This is a genomic window from Streptomyces sp. NPDC090127, assembly GCF_044746945.1.
In the GTDB taxonomy this organism is placed as follows: domain Bacteria; phylum Actinomycetota; class Actinomycetes; order Streptomycetales; family Streptomycetaceae; genus Streptomyces.
This window is the reverse complement of sequence record NZ_JBIVDE010000003.1, coordinates 811,775-832,485: the sequence shown is the minus strand read 5'-3', so window position 1 is coordinate 832,485 and position 20,711 is coordinate 811,775. Positions and strand designations below refer to the sequence as shown.

Below are 20,711 nucleotides of genomic sequence, written 5' to 3'. Positions count from 1 at the left end.
CGCTGAGTCGCCATCAGGGTCGCGCGGCCGGTGCCGGGCTCCAGCCGCGACGGGGCACGGAGCCCAGGAGGAGGCGGGTGTAGGGGTGGGCCGGGGAGGCCAGAAGGCGTGGGGTCGGGGCGTGTTCCACCACGCGGCCCGCCTTCAGGACCATCACCTCGTCCGTGACGTGCCGGACGACCGCCAGGTCGTGGGTGACGAAGAGGAAGCCGATGCCCACCTCCCGCCGGATGGTGTTCAGGAGTTCCAGCACCTGCGCCTGGATCGAGACGTCCAGGGCCGCCACCGCCTCGTCCAGGACGAGCACCCTCGGTTCGGCGGCCAGGGCACGGGCGATCGCCACGCGCTGGCGCTGGCCGCCCGAGAGCCTGCCGGGCAGGGCCGCCGCCTCCCGGTCGCCGAGCCCCACCTGGTCGAGGAGTTCGGCCACCCGGGCCTTCCTGGCCCGCGGCTCCCCGGGGTGGTGCAGGCGCAGCACCTCCTCCACGCACCGGGCCACCGGCACACGCGGGTCAAGGGAGAGGTACGGATCCTGGAAGACCATCTGGATCTCCCGGGCGCGCGCCAGGCGTTCGGCGCGCCCCCGGGCCGGCGCCGAGCGGTCCCGGCCGCCGACCCGGACCGTCCCGCCGTCGGGCCGCTCCAGACCGACCAGCATGCGCACGGTCGTCGTCTTGCCGCTGCCGGACTCACCGACGATGCCGAGCGAGGCGCCCGGCGCGAGGGTGAACGACACGTCGTCGACCGCCACATGGTCGCCGTAGCGCCGGGTCAGGCCCTCGACCACCAGTTCCTCGGACCGTGCGTTCACAGGGCGATTCCTTCCTCTGCGCGGTGGCAGGCAGCCAGGCCCTCGTCGCCCTGGTACGCCAGGACGGGTGTCTCCTCCACGCACCTCGGCAGCGCGTGCGCGCAGCGCGCCGCGAACGCGCACCCCGGCGGGGACTCCGCGAGGGAGACCGGCCGGCCCGGGATGGGCCGGGGCGCAGGGGCCCCCGCCTCGATACGGGGGGTGCAGGCGAGCAGCCCCGCCGTGTACGGGTGGCGAGGCCGGTCGAACAGCGCGTCCGTGCCCGCGGTCTCGACGATCCGGCCGGCGTACATCACGTACACCCGGTCGCAGATCGCCGACGCCAGCTCCAGGTCGTGCGTGACGAAGAGCAGCCCCGTGCCGCGTTCGGCCTGCAGGCGGGTGAGGATCGCGATGATCTCCGCCTGTGTGGTGACGTCCAGGGCCGTCGTCGGCTCGTCGGCGACCAGCAGCTCCGGCTCGCCCGCGAGCGCCGCCGCGATCACCACCCGCTGGAGCATGCCGCCGGAGAACTGGTGCGGATAGCGGCGCAACGCGCCCCGGGGATCACGGATGCCGACCGCGTCGAGGAGTTCCTCCGCCCGGGCGCTCGCCGCCGCCGCGGAGGTTCCGGTACCCCGCAGCCCCTCGGTGAGGAAGTCGCCGACGCGGCGCAGCGGGTTCACCGAGGCCCGTGGATCCTGGTAGATCATGGCGACCTGCCGGGCACGCAGCCGGTTCAGCTCCGCGCGGCCCATCGTCAGGACGTCCCGGCCTCCGACCCGTACCGCACCCGTCGTCCGCGCCCCGCTCGGCAGCAGGCCGAGCACACTGCGGCACGCGACCGACTTGCCCGACCCGGACTCGCCGACCAGGCCGACGGTCTCGCCGGCCGCGACCCGGAGCGTGACCCCGTCGAGCAGCGGCCGGGCCGCCCGCCCGCCCGGCAGCCGGACCCCGAGCCCGTCGATCTCCAGGACGGACGACCGCGTGTCCCTCGTCGTCGCGACGCGCTTCTCGCTCATCGTCGTCACCGCTCCCGCTTCGCGATCCGGTCGGCGAGCCCCTCGCCGACGATGCCGAACGCCACCACGGCCAGCACGACGCAGACCGACGGCGCCATGGCGGGCAGCATCGCGCCCTGCTGCAGCGCACCCTGACCCTCGTTGATCATGGCGCCCCAGTCGGCCGTGGGCGGCTGGACGCCGAAGCCGAGGAACGACAGCGCGGCCAGGTCCATCAGGGCGTACCCGAAGTTCATCGCGGACTGCGCGAAGACCGTCGGGGCGATGTTGGGCAGCAGATGGCGCAGACAGATCGTCCACCCCGACCAGCCCTGCACCCGGTACGACTCGATGTACGGACGCGCCTTCTCCTGACGGGCGATCCCCCGCACGAGCCGCCCCACGTACGGCGTGTACGCCACCGCCATGGCGAGCACCGGCGCGCGGTCATGCCCGAGCCGAGGACGGCCACGAGCAGGATCGCGAGCAGCAGCCCGGGCAGCGCGAAGACCAGATCCATCGAGCGCGAGAGCACGGTGTCGGCCCAGCCGCCGCGCCACGCGGCGACGAGCCCGAGGAGCGTGCCGAGGAGCGTCGAGACGCCGACCACGAGCAGCGGTCCGAGCAGCCCCGTCCGGGCGCCGTGCAGCAGCCGCGACAGGATGTCCCGACCCGACTGGTCGGTGCCGAGCGGATGTTCACCGCTCGTGCCGACCAGGCTCGCCGACAGATCGAGCGCCTCGGGGTCGTACGGCGCGAGGACGGGCGCGAGGGCGGCGACCAGGACGAGCGCCACCAGCACGACGACGGCGGCCGTGAAGAGCGGGCCCTGGCCGAGGACGCGCAGCCCGCGCAGTCCCGGCCGGCGGCGCAGCGCGCCGGGCGGCGCGGGGGAGAGAGCGGTGGTCATCGGGAGGCCTCCCCGTGGAGCGACAGCCGGGGGTCGACGAGCGGAACGAGCAGGTCGACGAGGAGATTGACGACGACGAAGGCCGTCACACCGAGCAGGGTGATCGCCTGGACGACGGCGAAGTCCTTCGCGGTCACGGACTGCACGAGCAGCGAGCCGACCCCCGACACGTCGAACGCGGTCTCGACGATCGACGTGCTGATCAGCAGGCCGGCCAGCATGGTGCCGCCGACGGTGACGATCGGGCCGAGCGCGTTGCGCAGCACGTGCCGGCGGACGACGGCCCGGCCGGCGACCCCCCGGGCGCGCGCCACCTCGACGTGCTCGCGCCCCATCTCGTCGAGCATCGCCGACCGGGTCACCCGGGCGAGCAGCCCGGCGAAGGTGATCGCGAGCGCGAAGGCGGGCAGCGTCAGGTGGTGCACCCGGTCGGTGAAGCCCTCCGGGGTGCCACCGGGCCCCGGGAACCAGCCCAGCTGGACGGAGAAGAGCGAGACGAGCGCGATGGCGCTGACGAAGGACGGGGTCGCCGTCGCCACTCCGGTGCCCAGGAGCACCGCCCGGTCCACCGCGCCGGGCCGCAGGGCGGCCAGCACACCGCCGGACACACCGAGGAGGGCGACGAGCAGCGCCGCGTACCCGATCAGGACGCCCGTACCCGGCAGGCGCGAGCCGATCAGCGAGCCGACGTCCTGGTGGAACTGCGCGGAGCGGCCGAAGTCGCCGCGCACGACCCCGCCGAGCCACTTCGCGTACTGGACCGGGAGCGGGTCGTCCAGGTGGTACTGGGCGCGCAGCGACGCGACCGCTTCGGGCGTCGCGGGCCGCCCGTGCAGCAGGAACGACACCGGGTCGCCGGGGGCGAGGTGCACCGCGCCGAAGACCACGACCGAGGTCACGAACACCACCGCGACCAGGCCGAGGAGGCGGCCCGCGAGATAGCGCGTCAGAGGGAGCGCCCGAGAGCGCGTCGGGGAGGACGTCATGACCGTGCGGCCCCGATCGTCGCGGCCCACGGGTAGTACAGCTGGGCGATCCCGGTGGGCGCGCCGGTCACCCGGCTGCCGAGGAAGACCGAGTACGGCGCCTCGTAGAGCGGGATGACCGGGAGTTCACGTACGGCGATCCTCTGGAGCTCGGCGGTCAGGTCCGCCCGGCGGGCCGGGTCGGGCTCCGCGTTCGCCCGGTCGAAGGCGGCGTCGTAGGCCGCGTTCGACCAGTTGCCGTAGTTCCCGAAGTCGCCCGTGCGCAGGTACTGGTAGAACTCCAGCGGGTCGGGCGTGCTGTCGTACCCGCTGGTGACGACCAGGTCCAGACCCTTGCGGGCGGCGGGGTCCACGAAGATGCCGCTGTACGCCTCCGGGGCGACGGACCTCAGCCGGACGTCGAGCCCGATCTCCTTGCCGGCCGCCTGGACGGCGTTGGCCACGACGCTGATCTCCGGCGCGAGCGTGCTCGTCGCGAGCGTGACCCGGCGCCCGGTGGCGCCTGCCTCCTCGACGAGCTTCTTCGCGGCCGCCACGTCGTACACCGGCTCCGGCAGCGCCGCGAAGTACGCCTCGGTCCTCTCCGGTACGAGCGCCCACGCGCCCCGCGCGGTGGGGGCCTTCGCGGGAACGCCGACGCCGCCGGCCGCCGCCCTGACGATGTTCCTCCGGTCGAGGGCCATCGACAGGGCCCGGCGGACCTTCAGATCGCCGAGCGGGCCCGTGAAGTCGAGGACGGAGAGGTCGGCGGCCGCCGTGTGCGGGCCGAAGTACAGCGTGCCCTTCGTGGTGCTCCGCAGCTGCGCGATCGAGGACGACGGCACCATGTAGCCGCCGTCGGCGCTGCCGGAGAGGAAGGCGCTGGTGCGGGCCGCCGGGTCCTCGATGAAGGTGAAGGTCACCGTGTCGTTCTTCGGGACCAGCGCCTTGTCCCAGTACGCCGGGTACCGGGTGAGGGTGACGCTCTCGCCCTGCGCCCAGCCGGCCAGCGCGTACGGCCCGGTGCAGTTCACCTTGCCCTTCGGACCGCCGTAGTCCTTGCCCGCCTTCTTCAGGAACGCGGCGCTCTCGACGGTGCCGGGGGAGGCGGCGAGCAGCTCGTTCAGGAGCACGTCCGGCTTGGTCAGCCGGATCGTCACCTCCAGCGGTCCGGAGGCGGTGACGGACGCGACGTTCTTGAACGCGGAGCCCCAGGGGGAGCCGGTCGCCGGATCCATGTGGCGGGTGAGGGAGGCGACCACGTCGTCGGCGGTCATCGTCGTGCCGTCGTGGAACGTCACGCCCGGGCGGAGCGAGTACACCCATGTCTTCGGGTCGGGGTTGGCGTACGTCACGGCGAGACCGGGCTCGATCTTCAGGTCGGGGGTGACCCGCAGCAGCTGCTCACAGACGTTGGCGAGGACGGTGTTGGGCGGGTAGTCGTACGCCAGCGCGTAGTCGAGGGTGTACGGCTCGGCGTAGAGCGCCCAGGTGAGGGAGGTGAGCGTGCCCTTGGCCGGCGGGGAGGTGGGGGTGACGGTGTACGCGGCGGCGCCGGACCCGGTGCGGGTCGCGCCGGAACAGCCGGCGGTGGTGGCCCCGAGGGTGGCGACGACGGTACAGACGAGCAGCGCGGTGGCTCTGGACATGCGCAAGGAGACCCACCCCTTTACGGGTGTAGTGACGGGCGCTGGGTGAGGGAGCGAGCGGTGCTGCGGGCGTCCCGCGCGGGGAGGGCGCGGGTGGTGGGGGCGGCGGGGATGGCGGGGGTGCCGGAGGCGGCGGGGCCGGCGGCGCGGCGGTGTGCCATCAGGCGGAGTACACCCGTGCGCCGCCGACGTAGGTGCTGTCCACCCTCGCGTCGGCGATCTCCTCCGGAGGCCCGGTGAAGATGTCGCGGTCGAGGACGACCAGGTCGGCGAGCATGCCCGGGACGAGCGTCCCCGTCTCGTCGTGTCCGTTCACATGCGCCGAACCGGCCGTGTACGCGGCGACGGCGGTGGTCAGGTCGAGACGCTGCTCCGGCAGGAAGACCCGCTCGTCGGCCGTGCCGGGCTCCTTCCGGTTGACCGCGACGTGCAGGCCCGCGATCGGGTCGGGGCTGGAGACGGGCCAGTCGCTGCCCGCCGCGAGGGTGGCACCCGCGCGCAGGAGCGAGCCGAACGGGTACTGCCAGGCGGCCCGTTCGGGCCCGAGGAAGGGGATCGTCAGCTCGTCCATCTGCGGTTCGTGCGCGGCCCACAGCGGCTGGATGTTGGCGATGGCGCCCAGGCGGGCGAAGCGCGCCACGTCGTCCGGGTGGACCACCTGCAGGTGGGCGAGGTGGTGCCGGTTGCCGCGCCGCCCGTTCGTCTCGACCGCCGCCTCGATCGCGTCCAGGGCCTCGCGCACGGCACGGTCGCCCAGCGCGTGGAAGTGCACCTGGAAGTCGAGGGCGTCCAGTCGGGTCACGTACGAGCGCAGTGCGAGCGGATCGACGAAACTCAGGCCCGAGTTGGCGGTGGCACAGCCGCAGCCGTCGAGGTACGGCGTGGTCATAGCGGCCGTGAAGTTCTCCGCGACGCCGTCCTGCATGATCTTCACGGAACCGGCCCGGAACCGCCCGTACGCCAACTCCTCGCGCCGTGCGACGAGTTCGTCGATCTGCTCGGCGCCCCGCTCGCGGTCCCACCACAGCGCCCCGTTGACCCGGGCGGTCAGCGTCCCCGCGCGGGCGGCGGCGAGATAGGCGTCGGAGGGGTCGGGATGACCGCCGTACACCCCGAGCATCGCGTCCTGCCAGCCGGTGACGCCGAGCGAGTGCAGCACCTCCTGCGCCCGCAGCAGCCCGGCGAGCCGGTCGGCGGCGGTGCTCGGCGGGACGAGCCGTGAGACCAGACCGGTGGCGCCCTCCTGCAGGGTGCCGCCCGGGGTGCCGTCCGGCTCGCGCTCGATCCGGCCGTCGGCGGGATCGGCCGACTCCTTTGTGAGCCCGGCGAGTTCGAGGGCCCGCGTGTTGACCCAGGCGCCGTGGTGATCGCGGTTCACGAGATAGACCGGGCGGTCGGGAACGACCGAGTCGAGGAGCAGACGGGTGGGCAGACCGCCCTCGAAGCTCTCCATCGACCAGCCGCCGCCGGTGATCCACGGGCGGTCCGGGTGCGCGTCGGCGAACGCGCGGATCCGGGCCAGGTAGTCCGCGACACCGACCGTGCCGGTCAGATCGCATTCCGCCAGCTCCGTCCCGCCGAACACGGGGTGGATGTGCGCGTCCTGGAAGCCCGCCAGGAGCACCTTGCCCCGCAGGTCGACGACCTCGGTGGCCGGTCCGATCAGCTCCCGTACGTCGTCGTGGCCCACGGCGGTGATGCGCTCCCCGGTGACGGCCAGACTGCCGGCCCGGGTGCGGGCGGGGTCACCGGTGTGGACGGGGCCATGGGTGAAGACCAGATCGGCCTTGGTCATGGGTGCTCCAGAGAGGAGAGAAGGAGGGGGCTGGTGAACGCACATGCAACTGGGAGGTGCGTTTACATGTCAATGGTGTTGTCGTAAGGTCCGGGCATGGTCGAGCGAGTGGTCCCCGAGGGGCAGCGGCGGCGCCGCAGGCCCACCAAGCACGGCGCCGTCCTCTCGGAGCGGCTGATCATCGAGACGGCGCTGCGGCTCGTCGCCCGGCACGGCGCGGAGGCGCTGTCCGTACGGCGGCTCGGCACCGCCCTCGGCGCCGACCCCAGCTCCCTCTACCGGTACTTCCGGAACACGGACGACCTGCTGCTCGCGCTGGCCGACGAGTTCGTCGGGCGCGCCCAGCAAGGCTGGCGGCCCAGCGGGGACTGGCGGGCGGACCTGCGCGAGATGGGCCTGCGGATCCACGCGGTGTACCTGGCGAACCCGCAGGTCGCACTGCTCGCGGCGCACCGGACGACGGGTCGCGCCCACGAGACGGCCGCGGTGGAGACGATCCTCGGCATCCTGCGCGGCGCCGGCTTCCCCGACCCGGTCGCCGTCCGGCTCTACCACGCCTTCGTGGACCAGGCCCTCGCCTTCGCCGCCCTGGACGCGGCGGCGCTCGCGCTGCCGGCCCCGGCGCGCGAGGCCGACGAGGCGGTGTGGCTCGCCGCGTACGGGAAGCTCCCGCCGGACACGCACCCGAACGTCGCGGCGACGTTCCCGCTGCTCGCCGCCGACATGCGGGACAGCGGCTACCCCTTCGCCCTGGAACTGATGCTGGACGCGGCGGAGGCGCGCCTGCGGGGGTAGGGGGCGGGGTGGGGCTGGTGGGGCTCGTGCGGCGGGTGGGGGTGGTGGAACTGGTGGGGCTCGTGCGGCGGGTGGTGCTGGTGGAACTGGTGGGGCGGCAACGGGCGGGGGTGATCGGGAGGCCGTGGCCGAGGCCGAGGCCGAGGCCGTGAGCGGCCGGGTGGGCTGCTCACGGCCTCGGCGAGGGCTTCACGGCGCGCTTCGGCGCGCTCCGGTCCGTCGCCGGCGGGGGATCAGGCCGGCAGGGGCGCCCTGTCGTTCGTGCTCGTGCTCGTGCTCGTACGGGCGCGGGTGCGGGCGCCCGCGCCGTCGGACGGCGACGGCGCGGGCGGCTGCGAGGCCAGGGGGGCGGTGGGCTCCTCGGTCAGGAGGGCGATCAACGCGCCCCGGGCGCGGGCGACTCGGGAGCGGACCGTGCCGACCGGACAGCCGATCGCGGCGGCCGCGTCGGCGTACGGAAGCCCGAGCAGCTGGGTGAGGACGAACGCCTCGCGCCGCTCGGCCGGTATCGCCGCCAGGAGTTCGGCGAGCGCGATGCCGTCCTCGAAGCCCGGCAGGCCGCGCGGCTGGGCCAGCTCCGCCGCCGTCTGCCAGTCGTCCCGGCCCGAGAGCCTCGGCCGTGCCGCGGCGTGCCGGATGCTGTCGATCACCGTGCGGCGGGCGATCGCGAGCAGCCAGGTCCGCGCGGACGAGCGTCCCTCGAATCGGCGGAGTGCGCCCAGTGCCCGCAGGAACGTGTCCTGGGTCAGGTCGTCCGCCGCCTGGGCGTCGGCGCTGAGGAACGCGACGTACCGCCAGACGTCGCGCTGGGTGGCGCGGACGAAGCGGTCCACGGCGTGCGGGTCGCCGCTGCGGGCGGCCAGCGCCAGCCGGGTCACCGCCTCGTCGCCGGCGGGGGAGTGTCGCGGTGTGCGCGGCGGGTTCAGGGCAGGGGTCATCGCCTGGGGTCCTTCGTGAGGATGGTGGGGTCCGGCGGCGCGCGTGAGGGCGTGGCCGGTGCGTCGTACGGCCGGTGCGTGGGGCGCCTGGCCGGTGGTTCCGGGTGCCGCTGAGCCTCAGAGGGCAGCGGCAGCCGGTGGCGGACCCCGGGAGGTGAGGACGTGGGCGAGGAGAAGCCGCCGGAGCCGGCGGGCCCGCTCCGCGCGGCGGGCGCGGATCCGGGGGCGGTGGGGCGGTGCGGGGAGCCGGAGGATCAGACGGAGCGGCGCGAGGAGAAGGGCCGCGAGCGCGCGCAGGACGCGGAACGCGGCCCGCTCGCCGTGGGCGAGCCAGAGGCCGCACAGGAGGGCGGCCAGGAGGTGGGCGGCGAGCATGCCGCCCGGTGACATGTCCGCCATGACGTGACCGGACATGGGGTCCGCCCCCATGGGGTCGGACACCATAGGGGTGAACCCCATGGCGGCGGCACCCGTGGGGTCGGGCCCCATGGGAGCGAACCCCATGGCGGCGGCACCCGTGGGGTCGGGCCCCATGGAGTGGTGGCCCACGGAGGTCGCCGAACCCATGGTGGCGTGGGCCATGTGGTCGTCGCCCAGCGTGGCGCCACTCGCCTGCGCCAGCGAGAAACAGGTGTGCAGGGCGCTCTGGGTGACGAGCGCCGCCACGGTGACCGCGACAGGGCCGCGTTCCCGCCCGGCGAGCCACCACGCCGCCCCGCCCGTCGCGGCGAACGCCGCCGCCAGCGCCCACCAGGGCACGGACGCGTCCGACATCAGGACGTGGCCGGTGGCGGTGAGCAACACGCAGGCGGCCGCGAACATCGCGGCCCGTATCCCTCGACACCATCGGTCCGGAATCATGGCGGGGGTCATCCTCGCACTCCCCCCGTCGCTAGGCACCGGTAGGTACGCAACCTTCCCGATGCCGTACTCAGTAAAGGAGTTGTGGCGCACGTCACAAGCCGGGCGGGGAACTGACGGGCCCCCTGATCCGACCACGTGCGCATGGCGAGGGACGGGGGCGTGATGGAGCGGGACGCGCGGGCGGGGCGCCGGCTCACGGCGTTGCTCACCTGCGCGATGGCGTTCTCGATGCTTCAGCTGTTCCTGCTGGGCGCGCTCGGACCGCGCCTGGTCGACGAACTGGACATCTCCGCGACGACCTTGGGCCTGACGACGACCATCGGTTTCGGAACGGCCGCGGTGCTTTCGCCGTCGGGCGGACGGCTCGTGGACCGTATCGGCCCCCGCCGCTCCCTCCTCGTCCTGCTCCTCGTCTCCTCGGCGGCACTCGCGCTGATCGGTGCGGCGCCGGGGGCGGGGCTGCTGCTCGGCGCGGTCGCCCTGGGCGGGCTGCCGCAGGCGCTGGCGAACCCGGCGACCAACAAGGCCGTCCTGGCGGCCGTGGAGCCGGAGCGGCGTGGCGCGGTCACCGGGATGAAGCAGTCGGGCGTCCAACTCGGCGCCTTCGCCGCGGGATTGCCCCTGGCCGCGCTGGCGGGCGGGGTGGGGTGGCGGGGCGCGGTATGGACCGCCGCGGGTACGGCGCTGCTCACCGGCCTGTGGGCGTGGCGCGCCCTCCCGGCGGACCCGCCCACGCCCCCGGTGACGGGTGGCCGCCCATCGCTCGTACCGCGCGGGCTCATCGCCTGGCTGACGGTCTTCTCGTTCTTCCTGGGCTGCGGGATCGCCTCCGTCAACACCTACCTCGCCCTCTTCGGCACCCGTGAGCTGGGCCTCGGGCCGACCGCCGCCGCCGCGCTCGTGGCGGTCCTGGGCGTGGCGGGGATCGTCGGCCGCGTCGGCTGGTCGCGGGCGGCCCGCCCCGGCCGCGCCGCATGGCTCCCGGGCCTGCTGGCCGCAGGAGCGGTCGGCGCGGCGCTGCTGCTCGCGGCGGCGCCCACGATCGCGCCCGTCGGCGGCGCCTGGGTGGGCGCGGCGGCGGTCGGCGTCTTCGCGGTCGCGGGCAACGCGGTCTCGATGGTCCTCGTCCTCCAACGCGCCGCGCCCGGACGGGCGGGCCAGGACTCCGCCCTCGTCGCGGCCGGCTTCTTCGCCGGCTTCGCCGTGGGCCCGCCGCTCTTCGGCCTCCTCGCGGAGAGCGGCCGCTACGGCACGGGCTGGCTCCTGGTGGCCGCGGAGTTCGCGACGGCGAGCGCGGTGGCCCTCCTGTGGGCGACCAGGGACCGAGCGCCGAGCCCGGTGAAGGCGGCGCCATGACGGGGGCCGCCGCCGTGCCGGGGGAGGGGAACCTGGAAGGACGCGCGGCACGCCGAGGGGAGCCCGTCGCGGAATGGGCGTCTCCGGCACTCGACGCGGTGCTCGACCGGGTGCCGCTGACCCATGCCGAAGTAGGGTCGCGTTTCCCGCTGTTCGCCGCCCCCGACTCCGCCCGATGGACCACGACCGCGCGCGGGTCCTGGACGGGCGGCTTCTGGGCCGGGCTGCTCTGGCTGAGGGCCGGACGGACGGGCGACGCCCGGGACCGGGAAGCGGCGGCGCGATGCACCGGCCGCCTCGCCGCCTGGGCGGACGCCGACACCGCGACCCGAGGCCTCATCCTCTGGTACGGAACCGCACTCGCGACCGGCGACTGGGGCGGCGTGAACGACGGGGGCGCCGAACGCGATCCGAGGGCCGAGGGCGACGGTGCCTCGGGCGCCGACCGCCATCCGGGCCACGTCCGCGCCTCGGGCGCCGACCGCGCTCCGGTGGTCGAGGGCGACGGTGCCTCGGGCGCCGACCGCCATCCGGGCCACGTCCGCGCCTCGGGCGCCGACCGTCATCCGGGCCACGTCCGCGCCTCGGGCGCCGACCGTCATCCGGGCCACGTCCGCGCCTCGGGCGCCGACCGCGCTCCGGTGGTCGAGGGCGACGATGCCTCGGGCGCCGTCCGCGACTCGGGCGTCGACCGCGCTCCGGTGGTCGAGGGCGACGATGCCTCGGGCGCCGTCCGCGACTCGGGCGTCGACCACGCTCCGGTGGTCGAGGGTGAGCGCGCTTCGGGCGCCGACCGCGCCCCAGGCCACGTCCGCGCCCCGGGCGTCCCCCGCGTCCCCTTCGTCGACCGCGCCTCGTACGCCGACGCCCACGCCCTCCGGGCGCGCGCGGCGCGGGCCTGTCTTCGGGACTTCGAGCCGCGCCTCGGCCTGGTGCCCTGGGGTGCGGCGTTCGGCGGGCCGCGCCTGCTGGCCCGGGCGGACGGTGTACCCGGCATGGTGCCGCTGCTCGCCACCGAAGACCCCGAGGCCGCCGTCTCGCATCTGCGTACCCACCTCCACCTCTGCGTCCGCGGCGCCGACGGCCTGCGCCCGGCCTGGCAGGGCGACACGACCGGCCGCTGGCAGCCGTACGACGATCCGCCCCCCGACTGGACCCGTGGCCGCGCCTGGCTCCTCCTCGCGCTCGCCGACGCCCTGCTGCTGACCCCCTCGGCGGGCATGGGCGCCCAACAGGCCCACGAGACACTGGAGATGCTGCTTCCGCGCTCCTCCGACCCGCTCGTGCCACCCGCCCGCGCCGCGCACCCCGACGGGCCCCTCGACACCTCCGCCGCCGCGATCACCGCGGTCGCCCTGCTGAAGCTCGCGCTGCTGCGGGACGGCCGGGCCGCCCGGTACGAGCGACGGGCGCGGGACGTCCTCCGTCGGCTGGTCTCCGCGCACCTCGTCGACGGCAGGCTCCTCGACGGGTGCTACGACCCGGTGCGCGGGACCGCCGTCCGGCATCAACTCGTCTGGGGCGACTTCTTCCTGGCCCTCGGGCTGGCCGCGCTCACCGGGCTCGTCGACCTCACGGCCGTGTAGCGGCGGCGGTGCCGGGGCCGCGCCGGCGCAGGGCACGGCGAGCGACCGCCGTGATGTGGAGCTCGTCCGGGCCGTCGAGGATCCGTGCCGCGCGGCCGGTGCGGAAGAGCGCCGGGAGCGCGGTGTCCGGGCCGAGCCCCGCCGCGCCGTGGACCTGGATCGCCGCGTCCGCGACCTTCTGCAGCATCCGCGCCGCCGCGACCTTCGCGAGGCCGACCTCGGTGCGCGCGTCCCGCCCCGCCACCAGCAGCGCCACCGCCTCGTGGACGAGGGGCCGGGTGGTGCGCAGCGCGAGCAGGGCCTCGAAGACGTGCTGCTGGACCAGTTGGTGACCCGCCAGCGGCCCCCGCGAGCCCGTACGCGACACCGCGCGGTCACACATCAGATCGAACGCGCGCTGCGCCTGCCCCAGCCACCGCAGGCAACGCAGCGTGCGCCCCCACAGCAACCGCTCCCCGGCGACGGCGAGGCCCCGCCCCCGCCCGCCCACGAGATGGTCGGCGGGTACGGCGACCCCGTCCAGCTCGATCTCCCACTGGCCGCCCGCGCCGAACACGGGCAGTTCGCGCACGACGCGGAACCCGGGCGAGGCCGTCGGGACCAGGAGCAGCGACAGGCCGTCCCGGTCGCCGTCCGTGCCGTCCGTACGGGCCAGCACCGTCACCAGGTCGGCGCTCCCCGCCCCCGAGGTGAACCACTTCCGGCCCGTCACCCGCCAGCTCCCGTCCGGCTGCCGATCGGCCCGCGTCGCGGTCACGAACGGGTCCGTACCGGGCACGTCCGGCTCCGTCATCGCGTAACAGGTCCGCGTCTCCCCGGCCACGAGCGCCTTCAGATACCGGTCCCGTACCCCCGCGCTGCCGTGCCGCGCCAGCATCCGTACGTCGAGCAGCGGCGCCGAACCCAGCGCGGCGGGGCCGTGGTCGCTCGCCCCCTCCCCTTCGGCGTAGGCCGCGTACTCCGCCAACCCCAGTCCTCCGCCACCCAGTTCGGCGGGCAGCGGCAGCGCCCACAACCCCCGGTCGACCGCCTCGCCCCGCAGCTCGCTCAGGGCCGCGGAGGCGGCCGCCCCACCGGCGTCGAGCGCGCCCTCACGCGGGACGACCAGCGTCCGTACGAACGCGGCCACCCGCTCCTGCACGGCCGTATCGGGCACGTCACTCCTCCACTCCGGGTCGCGGGTCGCCGGGAACCCGTGGGAACTGCTGTCCGACTGACTCCTTCGTGGAACTGGTCGGGAGCGGGACCCCGCGGGTTCCCGCTCGCCGCTTCTCCCGCGCACCGGTTCACCGCGCACCCGTCCACCCGAGCCTCCCCGAGACCCCCACCCACCACCCCGCCCCTCACCGATCACCCATCACCCACCACCCGCCGGGCGCGCTCACTGTCGCGCCGGGAGAGGAGAGGCATGGCGTCATCCGCCCCCACACAGACGGTCCGGCCGCTCGACGCACTCCGGTGCGAGGCCGTCGGGCCCCCGGAGCTCACCGGTGTGGTCGCCGGCCACCTGCGGCTGCTCGGCGCGACGGTGCACACCGCCGTGGCGCACGGCGGCGAACAGCCTTCCGCGACCGTCGGGTTGAGCGGTGGCGGCTTCGCGGCGGTCGAGGCGTCGACGGCCTGGAGCAGCACACCGGGCGGGCACGGGATCGCCGACGAGGCCACCGTCCAGGCCGCCACCGGCGTCATGGCCGTGCACGGCCGCCGCGACGGCTCGCCGAGGGGACTCGCCGCCGACTTCATAGCCACCGCCACCGGAGTGCTCACCGTGCAGGGGATGTTGGCGGCCCTGCTCGCCCAGGCCCGGGGCGGCGCGGCGCCCGCCCGGGTCGGCACCTCGGCGGACCGGGCCGGGCTCCTCGCCGTCTCCCAGTACCTCGCCGCCGCCGGGGCCGACGAGGGCGAGGCGGCCGACATCGCCCCGGGTGGACCGCCGTTCACGTCCGCCGACGGAGTCGTCTTCGAACTGGAGACCCTCGATCCCGGGGCCTGGGCGGCCTTCTGGCGCGCCCTCGGCGCACCCGCCGACGCGCTACGTGCGGGCTGGCGGCCCTTCCAGTTCCGTTACGCCACCGCCTGTGCGCCCTTCCCGGCGGTCCTCCACGCGACCACGCGCGCCCACTCCTGGGAGCGTGTACGCCGGGCCGCGAGCGGGTCCGGGGCCGAGGTCTGCGCCCTGCGCACCCTGGCCGAGCGCGCGGCGGAGGACGACGGCGTCGCTCCTTGGGTGTTCGGCCCGCTGCGTCCGGACACCACCGCCGCACCCGGCGGTTCCACGCGCACCGTCCCACCCGCAGGCCTCGCTCCCACCCTCGCTCCCACCCTCGCTCCCACCCTCGCTCCCACCCCCGACCGCCCGCTCGCCGGGCTGACCGTCCTGGAGGCGGGCCGCCGCATCCAGGCCCCGCTCGCCGCCCATCTCCTCGGCCTGCTGGGCGCCGAGGTCATCCGGGTCGAACCGCCCGGCGGCGACCCGCTACGCGGGATGCCACCCGCCTGTTCGGGCGTCTCCGCGCGCTGGCTCGCCCTCAACCGGGGCAAGCGCGCCGTCGAGATCGACATCAAGGCGGGCGCCGACCGGCGCCGACTGCGGGAGATGGCCGCCGAGGCCGACGTCTTCCTGCACAACTGGGCGCCGGGCAAGGCCGCCGAACTCGGCCTCGACGCGGAGGACTTCGCCGACGTCAACCCGGCGCTGGTGTACGCGTACACCAGCGGCTGGGCCGACCGTCTGGCCGACGCCCCGATGGGTACGGACTTCATGGTCCAGGCGCGTACGGGAGTCGGCGAGGCCGTCCGCCCGCATGGCGAACCCCCCGCACCCTCCCTCATGACCCTCCTCGACGTCCTGGGCGGACTCCTCGGCGCGGAGGCGGTGCTCGCCGGGCTCCTGACGCGCGAACGCGGCGGCCACGGTGGTGGGGGCGTTCGGGTGGACTCGTCGCTCCTCGGCGCCGCCGACGTGCTGACCGCTGCCGCCCGGCGCCGGGCCGACGCCGGGACGGATCCGCGCAGGGCCGCCGGTTTCCGCCGCCCGCTGCGGACGGCCGACGGCTGGGTCGCCCCGGCCGACGCGTGCGGCCGGGCGGCGGCCGCGTACGACCTGCGCGAGCTGGCCACGGACGAAGCCGTACGACAGCTGCGCGGCCACGGCCTGACCGCGACGGCGGTCACCACCGACCTCGCCGACCTGCACCACGACCCGCGCTTCGCCGGCTCGATCAGCCGTGACGCGCACGGCGCGCCCGCCGTCCCCGACCCCTGGAGCTTCGCATGACCACCGACAGCCTGACCGCCGACACCTGTACCACCGCCGCCGGTGCCACCGCCGCCGGTGCCACCGCCGCCGGTGCCACCGCCGCCGGTGCCACCGCCGCTGGTGCCGCCGACACCGGTACCACCGCCGCTGGTGCCGCCGATGCCGGTGCCGCCGACGTCCGTGCCGCGCCCGCCCGTAGCGCGGACAGCCTGGGCGCCGACGCCCGTACCCCTGCCGCACGGAGCCTCCCCGCCGCCCGGCCCTCCAGCGTCCCGCCCTCCGCCGCACAGCCCGCCACCACGCAGCCCGCCACCACGCAGCCCGCCACCGCCCCGCTCGCCACCGCCCCGCTCGCCACCGCCCCGTCCTCGGCCGTCGAGGCGTCCGGTGCGCGGTTGCGGGACCTCGTTCCCGTGGGGTTGCGGCGCTCCTGGGCCGTCGACGGCACCTGCCCCGACCTCGACCTCTACAGCCTCTTCCGCGCCCGCCAGATCGCCGACCTGCACCGCACGGCCGTCCTCGACTCCAAGGGGAAGCTCTGCTACACCGCCCTCGACCGCAAGGTCCGGAGCCTGGCCACCGGCCTGAGGGGCCTCGGCATACGCGAGGGCGACGTGGTCGGCGTCCAGCTCCCCGACAACCGCAACGCCGTCATCGCCGACCTGGCCCTCGCCGCCCTGGGAGCCGTCGCGCTGCCGTTCCCGGTCGGCCGGTGCGCCCAGGAGGCCGAGTCGCTGCTGCGGCGCGCCGAGGCGGTCGCCGTCATCGCCGCGACCGAACACCGCGACACGCACCCCGCCGCCGACCTCCTGCCCCTGGCGTCGCGCCTGCCCACCCTGCGGTACGTCGTCGCCGCCGGACCTGGCACCGCGCCCGAAGGGGCCGTGGCCTTCTCCCAGTTGCTGCGCTCGGACCCGGCCGACTTCGTCGCCGCCCGCCCCGACCCCGACAGCGCGGCCCGGATCCTCGTCTCGTCGGGCTCCGAGGCGGAGCCGAAGATGATCGCGTACTCGCACAACGCGCTCGCGGGCGGACGCGGGAACTTCCTCGCCTCCCTCATCCCCGACGCGACCCCGCCGCGCTGCCTCTTCCTGGTCCCGCTCGCCTCAGCGTTCGGCTCCAACGGCACGGCCGTCACCCTCGCCCGGCACGGCGGCACGCTCGTCCTGCTCGACCGGTTCACCCCCGAGGCCGCCCTCGCGGCGATCCGCGCGCACGAGCCGACCCACATCCTGGGCGTGCCGACGATGATCCGCATGATGCTGGACCGTCTCGCCACGACCGCCGACGCGGCGCCCGCCACGACCGCCGACGCGGCACCCGCCGCGAACGCCGACGCGGCGCCCGCCGCGAACGCCGACGCGGCGCCCGCCGCGGCCGCCGACGCGGCGCCCGCCACGACCGCCGACGCGGCACCCGCCACGACCGTGCTCGCCGCCACCGACGACGCCCCCCACGCCGCGACCGACGACGCCCCGGTCGCCGCGACCGACGACGCCCCGCACGCCACGACCGACGGAACAGCGCCCAGCTCGCCCCCGCCCCCGTTCCCGCCCGCCGCGCAGCTCCCCGTGCCCACCGCGCTCGTCCTCGGCGGCGCGCCTCTCGACGCGGTGACCGCGGCCGACGCGGCGGAGGCCTTCGGTTGCCCGGTCGTCAACCTGTACGGCTCCGCGGACGGCGTCAACTGCCACACGGGCCTGGAGCACCGCACCCCGCCCACCGACGGCTCCGGCCTGGTCGCCGGCCGGCCGGACCCCCGGGTGGCCGAGATCCGGATCACCGACACCGACACCCACGAGCCGCTCCCCGACGGCGGCGTCGGGGAGATCGTCGCGCGCGGCCCGATGACCCCGCTCTGTTACGTCGGCGCTCCCGAACTCGACGCCCGTTACCGCACCGCCGACGGCTGGGTCCGCACCGGTGACCTCGGCTTCCTCGACCCGGAGGGCGTCCTCCACGTGGTCGGTCGGCTCAAGGACATCGTGATCCGGGGCGGCGTCAACATCAGCCCCGCCGAGGTCGAACGCGCCCTCGCTTCCCACCCCGGGATCCGGGACGTCGTCTGCGTCGGCGTACCCGACGAGCTGATGGGGGAGCGGCTCGCGGCCTGTGTGGTGCCCCGTGCCGACGATCCCGCCGCGCCGCCCCTCACCCTCGGCTCCCTGGGCGCGCACCTGACGACGTACGGCCTCGAAACCGGCAAGCACCCGGAACGCCTGCTGACCGTCGCCGAACTCCCCCTCACCCCTGCCGGCAAACCCGACCGGACGGCGTTGCGCTCCCGACTCGCCGCGAAGGAGGGCGGAGTCGGGGCCGGATGAGACGAGGGTGGGGGGGCGGTCCGTACGGACCGCCCCCCACCGCTGTCACGCCGGGCTTCTCCGAGGCGTCCCGCCGTCCCGCCGTCCCGCCGTCCCGCCGTCCCGCCGTCCCGCCGTCCCGCCGTCCCGCTGTCACGCCACCGCGCCCATCGCCTTCTTCAGTTCCGCCGCCGCGGCCCGGTGGACCGCCAGCAGGTCGAGGTCCTCGCCCGGGTAGTTGACGATCTTCACCTGCGTCGCGCCGGAGTCGGGCAGGACCGTGCCCGTCGACATGTGCGCGTTGTCGAGGACGAGTGACGGCTTCTTCTTCGACAGCTCCGCGAGCTGCGCCGGTGTGACCGCCTCCGGACCGTACGTACCGACCGTGGTGGCGCCCGCCAGCTTCGCCGACCAGCCGGTGAAGACCTGCGCCACGACGTTCGGGCTCTTCCCGCCAGGCCAGGCACCCTTCAGCCCCTCGGACAGCTTGGTGTACTCGGCGTCGAAGCCGGTCTGCCACGTCGCCGCCGCCTTCTCCGTGCCGAACAGACCGCCCAGCCGGGCGACTTCGTCACGGATCCGGTCGGCGTCGTTGTCCAGGGCGACCTCGACCAGCTCGGCGTCGGAGCCCGCCGCCTCCTTGATCTTCGCGGCGTACGGCTCGAACGGCGCGTACAGCACGAAGTCGGCCTTCGCGACGGCGGCGAGGTCGGAGGGCTTCGGATCGTAGTCCGGCGCGTGGTGGGTGGACGGGGGCACGATCACCGTGATGTCCTCGGCGCCCGCCGCCTTGGCGAAGGCTCCCTCCCAGGTGGTGGTGACGACCACGACCGGCTTCCCGTCGCGGGGCGCCGCGCCTTCGCCGTCGCCGGAGGAGCCGGTGTCGCCGCCGCAGCCGGTCACCAGGGCTGCGGCCGCGCTCAGTGCGAGGACGGGGAGGAGGGAAGAGATACGGACGCGGGTGCGCGCCATGAGCGGATTCTCCGTTCGGGGACGAGGTGGACGGCGAGGACGACGGCCCCCGCCGTCAGGACGAGAACGGGCCCCGGGGGCCAGTCCAGCCAGAGGGCGATGAGGAAACCCGTCAGGTTGACGGTGACGCCGAAGGCGATCGCCCAGAGGGTGATCGACTTCAGGGAGTCGCCGAGCCGCCGCGCGGCCAGCGCGGGCAGCAGGGTCAGGGCGTCCACGAGCAGCGCGCCGGTCAGTTTGATCGCCCCCGCGACCGCCACCGCGACCAGGACGAGCAGCACGAGCGTCAGGGCCCGCACCGGCACACCGGAGCAGAGCGCCAGCTCACGGTCGTAGAGCAGGAGGGCCAGATCCCGCCGTTTCCACCAGAACAGCCCCGGTACGACGACGGCGAGCAGACCGAGCACGACGAGGTCGACGCTACCGACGGACAGGATCGAGCCCCACAGCAGGGCGAACGCCCCGGAGGCGTTGACGCCCGACACGGCGAGGACGAGCAGGGCGGCGGCGATGGCCAGGCTCATCAGCAGCCCCATCGCCCCGGACAACCCGTCGGGGGTGCGGGCCAGCGGAGCGACCCCGGCGCCCGCGAGGGCGCAGGCGACCAGGGCGCAGACCATCGGGTCGAGGCCGGTCAGCAGGCCGACGGCGATCCCGAGCAGCGCCACGTGCATCATCGCGAACCGCACCGGCATGATGTCGAGGCCGACGATCACCACCCCGACCACCGGCAGCCCGACCGCCGCCAGCAGCAGCGCGAAACCGGCCCGCTGGACCGGCAGCAGCTGGAGGAGTTCTCCCAGGTCGGCGGCGACGTTCACCGGACCTCCCGCAGCCGCCCGGCGGCCATCTCCAGGACCCGGTCGCACCGTTCGGCGAGCGTCCGGTCGTGCGTCACCACGACGAGGGTGACCGGCAGCGACGTCAGCGCCCCGGCCGCCTCCTCCTGGCCCTCGAAGTCGAGGGCGGCGGTGGGCTCGTCCGCGAGCAGCACCTGCGACCCGGCCGCCACGCAGCCCATCGCCCGCGCGAGGTACATCCGCTGCAACTGGCCGCCGGAGAGCGTGTGCAGCGGACGTTCCGCGAGCTCGGCGACCCCCAGCCGGGCGGCGGCCTCGGCCGCCTCCTCCGCCGCGCCGCCGCTGGCCAGCAACTCGCGCGCGAGCAGCGGGAACCGGCCGACGGCCGGCTTCTGCGGGATCCAGGCGCAGGCCCGGCGCCGCCAGGCCATCCCGGCCGGCGACCCGGTGCCCCGGCCACCGACCAGGATCGAACCGCTCGTCTGCCGGTGCAGCCCCAGGACGGCCCGCAGCAGGGTGGTCTTCCCCGAACCGTTGGTCCCGGTCAGGGCCACCCGCTCGCCGGCCGCGATCTCCAGGTCCACGCCCGTGACGGCGTCGATCCGGCCATGGCGGCAGGCGACCCCGCGCATGTGAACGTCAAGTCCGCCCATCCCCTGCCTTCCTGCCGCGCCCTCGCGCCGCCACCCTCGCGCCGCCACCCTCGTGCCGACGTGCCGACGTGC

At 75.3% G+C, this 20,711-nt stretch carries 17 protein-coding genes and 1 pseudogene; 5 read left to right on the top strand and 13 right to left on the bottom strand.

The annotated features are described in order from the left end of the window. Positions 1-13: 13 nt before the first annotated feature. The 7 genes and pseudogenes from ACIPPS_RS14590 to ACIPPS_RS14560 form a co-directional block, all read right to left on the bottom strand. A complete protein-coding gene (locus tag ACIPPS_RS14590; protein WP_401430927.1) occupies positions 14-811 on the bottom strand; it encodes an ABC transporter ATP-binding protein in 798 nt (265 codons plus the stop codon). Continuing rightward, a complete protein-coding gene (locus ACIPPS_RS14585; protein ID WP_401430925.1) occupies positions 808-1,815 on the bottom strand; it encodes an ABC transporter ATP-binding protein in 1,008 nt (335 codons plus the stop codon). The genes ACIPPS_RS14590 and ACIPPS_RS14585 overlap by 4 nt, the downstream gene beginning before the upstream one ends. A 5-nt stretch (positions 1,816-1,820) precedes the next feature. Then, a pseudogene (locus tag ACIPPS_RS14580) lies at positions 1,821-2,704 on the bottom strand (ABC transporter permease). After that, complete coding sequence (locus tag ACIPPS_RS14575; RefSeq protein ID WP_401431432.1) at positions 2,701-3,654, bottom strand: ABC transporter permease; 954 nt, start codon at positions 3,652-3,654, stop codon at positions 2,701-2,703. The pseudogene ACIPPS_RS14580 and the gene ACIPPS_RS14575 overlap by 4 nt, the downstream one beginning before the upstream one ends. Before the next feature lie 32 nt (positions 3,655-3,686). Next, the gene (locus ACIPPS_RS14570; protein ID WP_401430923.1) at positions 3,687-5,318 is read right to left on the bottom strand and encodes an ABC transporter substrate-binding protein; all 1,632 of its coding nucleotides are present in this window, start codon (positions 5,316-5,318) and stop codon (positions 3,687-3,689) included. 20 nt (positions 5,319-5,338) lie between these two features. After that, positions 5,339-5,479: a hypothetical protein gene (locus ACIPPS_RS14565; protein WP_401430921.1), complete on the bottom strand. Its 141-nt coding sequence runs from the start codon at positions 5,477-5,479 to the stop codon at positions 5,339-5,341. Beyond that, positions 5,479-7,113 (bottom strand): amidohydrolase, encoded by a 1,635-nt coding sequence (locus tag ACIPPS_RS14560; RefSeq protein ID WP_401430919.1) that lies wholly within the window; start codon positions 7,111-7,113, stop codon positions 5,479-5,481. The genes ACIPPS_RS14565 and ACIPPS_RS14560 overlap by 1 nt, the downstream gene beginning before the upstream one ends. Positions 7,114-7,209: 96 nt before the next feature. Between ACIPPS_RS14560 and ACIPPS_RS14555 the strand changes: the two genes are divergently transcribed. Then, entirely contained in the window at positions 7,210-7,908 is a 699-nt protein-coding gene (locus ACIPPS_RS14555; protein WP_401430917.1) for a TetR/AcrR family transcriptional regulator, read from the top strand. A gap of 233 nt (positions 7,909-8,141) precedes the next feature. On the opposite strand, the gene ACIPPS_RS14550 is transcribed toward ACIPPS_RS14555, so the two are convergent. Continuing rightward, positions 8,142-8,846, bottom strand: a complete 705-nt coding sequence (locus ACIPPS_RS14550) for a sigma-70 family RNA polymerase sigma factor (protein ID WP_401430915.1) — start codon at positions 8,844-8,846, stop codon at positions 8,142-8,144. 117 nt (positions 8,847-8,963) lie between these two features. After that, positions 8,964-9,668, bottom strand: a complete 705-nt coding sequence (locus tag ACIPPS_RS14545) for a hypothetical protein (RefSeq protein ID WP_401430913.1) — start codon at positions 9,666-9,668, stop codon at positions 8,964-8,966. A 183-nt stretch (positions 9,669-9,851) separates the two neighbouring features. On the opposite strand from ACIPPS_RS14545, the gene ACIPPS_RS14540 reads away from it, so the two are divergent. Both ACIPPS_RS14540 and ACIPPS_RS14535 read left to right on the top strand, forming a co-directional pair. Further along, entirely contained in the window at positions 9,852-11,066 is a 1,215-nt protein-coding gene (locus ACIPPS_RS14540) for an MFS transporter (protein ID WP_401430911.1), read from the top strand. Next, positions 11,063-12,652: a hypothetical protein gene (locus tag ACIPPS_RS14535; RefSeq protein ID WP_401430909.1), complete on the top strand. Its 1,590-nt coding sequence runs from the start codon at positions 11,063-11,065 to the stop codon at positions 12,650-12,652. The genes ACIPPS_RS14540 and ACIPPS_RS14535 overlap by 4 nt, the downstream gene beginning before the upstream one ends. Here ACIPPS_RS14535 and ACIPPS_RS14530 read toward each other — a convergent pair. Next, positions 12,639-13,808, bottom strand: a complete 1,170-nt coding sequence (locus ACIPPS_RS14530) for an acyl-CoA dehydrogenase family protein (RefSeq protein WP_401430907.1) — start codon at positions 13,806-13,808, stop codon at positions 12,639-12,641. The genes ACIPPS_RS14535 and ACIPPS_RS14530 overlap by 14 nt on opposite strands. A gap of 252 nt (positions 13,809-14,060) precedes the next feature. On the opposite strand from ACIPPS_RS14530, the gene ACIPPS_RS14525 reads away from it, so the two are divergent. Both ACIPPS_RS14525 and ACIPPS_RS14520 read left to right on the top strand, forming a co-directional pair. Next, a complete protein-coding gene (locus tag ACIPPS_RS14525; protein ID WP_401430905.1) occupies positions 14,061-15,929 on the top strand; it encodes a CoA transferase in 1,869 nt (622 codons plus the stop codon). Between the two features lie 377 nt (positions 15,930-16,306). Continuing rightward, a complete protein-coding gene (locus ACIPPS_RS14520; RefSeq protein ID WP_401431430.1) occupies positions 16,307-18,235 on the top strand; it encodes a class I adenylate-forming enzyme family protein in 1,929 nt (642 codons plus the stop codon). A gap of 132 nt (positions 18,236-18,367) precedes the next feature. Here ACIPPS_RS14520 and ACIPPS_RS14515 read toward each other — a convergent pair whose 3' ends face one another. From ACIPPS_RS14515 to ACIPPS_RS14505, 3 genes are read right to left on the bottom strand one after another with little or no spacing between them, the layout of a single operon-like run. Next, positions 18,368-19,186, bottom strand: coding sequence for a metal ABC transporter solute-binding protein, Zn/Mn family (locus ACIPPS_RS14515; RefSeq protein ID WP_401430903.1), 819 nt, complete (start codon positions 19,184-19,186; stop codon positions 18,368-18,370). Further along, positions 19,135-20,007 (bottom strand): metal ABC transporter permease, encoded by an 873-nt coding sequence (locus tag ACIPPS_RS14510; RefSeq protein WP_401430901.1) that lies wholly within the window; start codon positions 20,005-20,007, stop codon positions 19,135-19,137. The genes ACIPPS_RS14515 and ACIPPS_RS14510 overlap by 52 nt, the downstream gene beginning before the upstream one ends. Further along, on the bottom strand, positions 20,004-20,639 hold the full coding sequence (locus tag ACIPPS_RS14505; RefSeq protein WP_401430899.1) for a metal ABC transporter ATP-binding protein: 636 nt from the start codon (positions 20,637-20,639) through the stop codon (positions 20,004-20,006). The genes ACIPPS_RS14510 and ACIPPS_RS14505 overlap by 4 nt, the downstream gene beginning before the upstream one ends. Positions 20,640-20,711: the final 72 nt, after the last annotated feature.

What these genes read in the sequence shown, in the direction of transcription:
- ACIPPS_RS14540 (WP_401430911.1), top strand. Translation starts at nt 9,852, where the DNA reads ATGGCGAGGGACGGGGGCGTGATGGAGCGGGACGCGCGGGCGGGGCGC.
- ACIPPS_RS14550 (WP_401430915.1), bottom strand. Translation starts at nt 8,846, where the DNA reads ATGACCCCTGCCCTGAACCCGCCGCGCACACCGCGACACTCCCCCGCC.
- ACIPPS_RS14560 (WP_401430919.1), bottom strand. Translation starts at nt 7,113, where the DNA reads ATGACCAAGGCCGATCTGGTCTTCACCCATGGCCCCGTCCACACCGGT.
- ACIPPS_RS14565 (WP_401430921.1), bottom strand. Translation starts at nt 5,479, where the DNA reads ATGGCACACCGCCGCGCCGCCGGCCCCGCCGCCTCCGGCACCCCCGCC.
- ACIPPS_RS14585 (WP_401430925.1), bottom strand. Translation starts at nt 1,815, where the DNA reads ATGAGCGAGAAGCGCGTCGCGACGACGAGGGACACGCGGTCGTCCGTC.
- ACIPPS_RS14505 (WP_401430899.1), bottom strand. Translation starts at nt 20,639, where the DNA reads ATGGGCGGACTTGACGTTCACATGCGCGGGGTCGCCTGCCGCCATGGC.
- ACIPPS_RS14515 (WP_401430903.1), bottom strand. Translation starts at nt 19,186, where the DNA reads ATGGCGCGCACCCGCGTCCGTATCTCTTCCCTCCTCCCCGTCCTCGCA.
- ACIPPS_RS14545 (WP_401430913.1), bottom strand. Translation starts at nt 9,668, where the DNA reads ATGTTCGCGGCCGCCTGCGTGTTGCTCACCGCCACCGGCCACGTCCTG.
- ACIPPS_RS14535 (WP_401430909.1), top strand. Translation starts at nt 11,063, where the DNA reads ATGACGGGGGCCGCCGCCGTGCCGGGGGAGGGGAACCTGGAAGGACGC.
- ACIPPS_RS14570 (WP_401430923.1), bottom strand. Translation starts at nt 5,318, where the DNA reads ATGTCCAGAGCCACCGCGCTGCTCGTCTGTACCGTCGTCGCCACCCTC.
- ACIPPS_RS14555 (WP_401430917.1), top strand. Translation starts at nt 7,210, where the DNA reads ATGGTCGAGCGAGTGGTCCCCGAGGGGCAGCGGCGGCGCCGCAGGCCC.
- ACIPPS_RS14525 (WP_401430905.1), top strand. Translation starts at nt 14,061, where the DNA reads ATGGCGTCATCCGCCCCCACACAGACGGTCCGGCCGCTCGACGCACTC.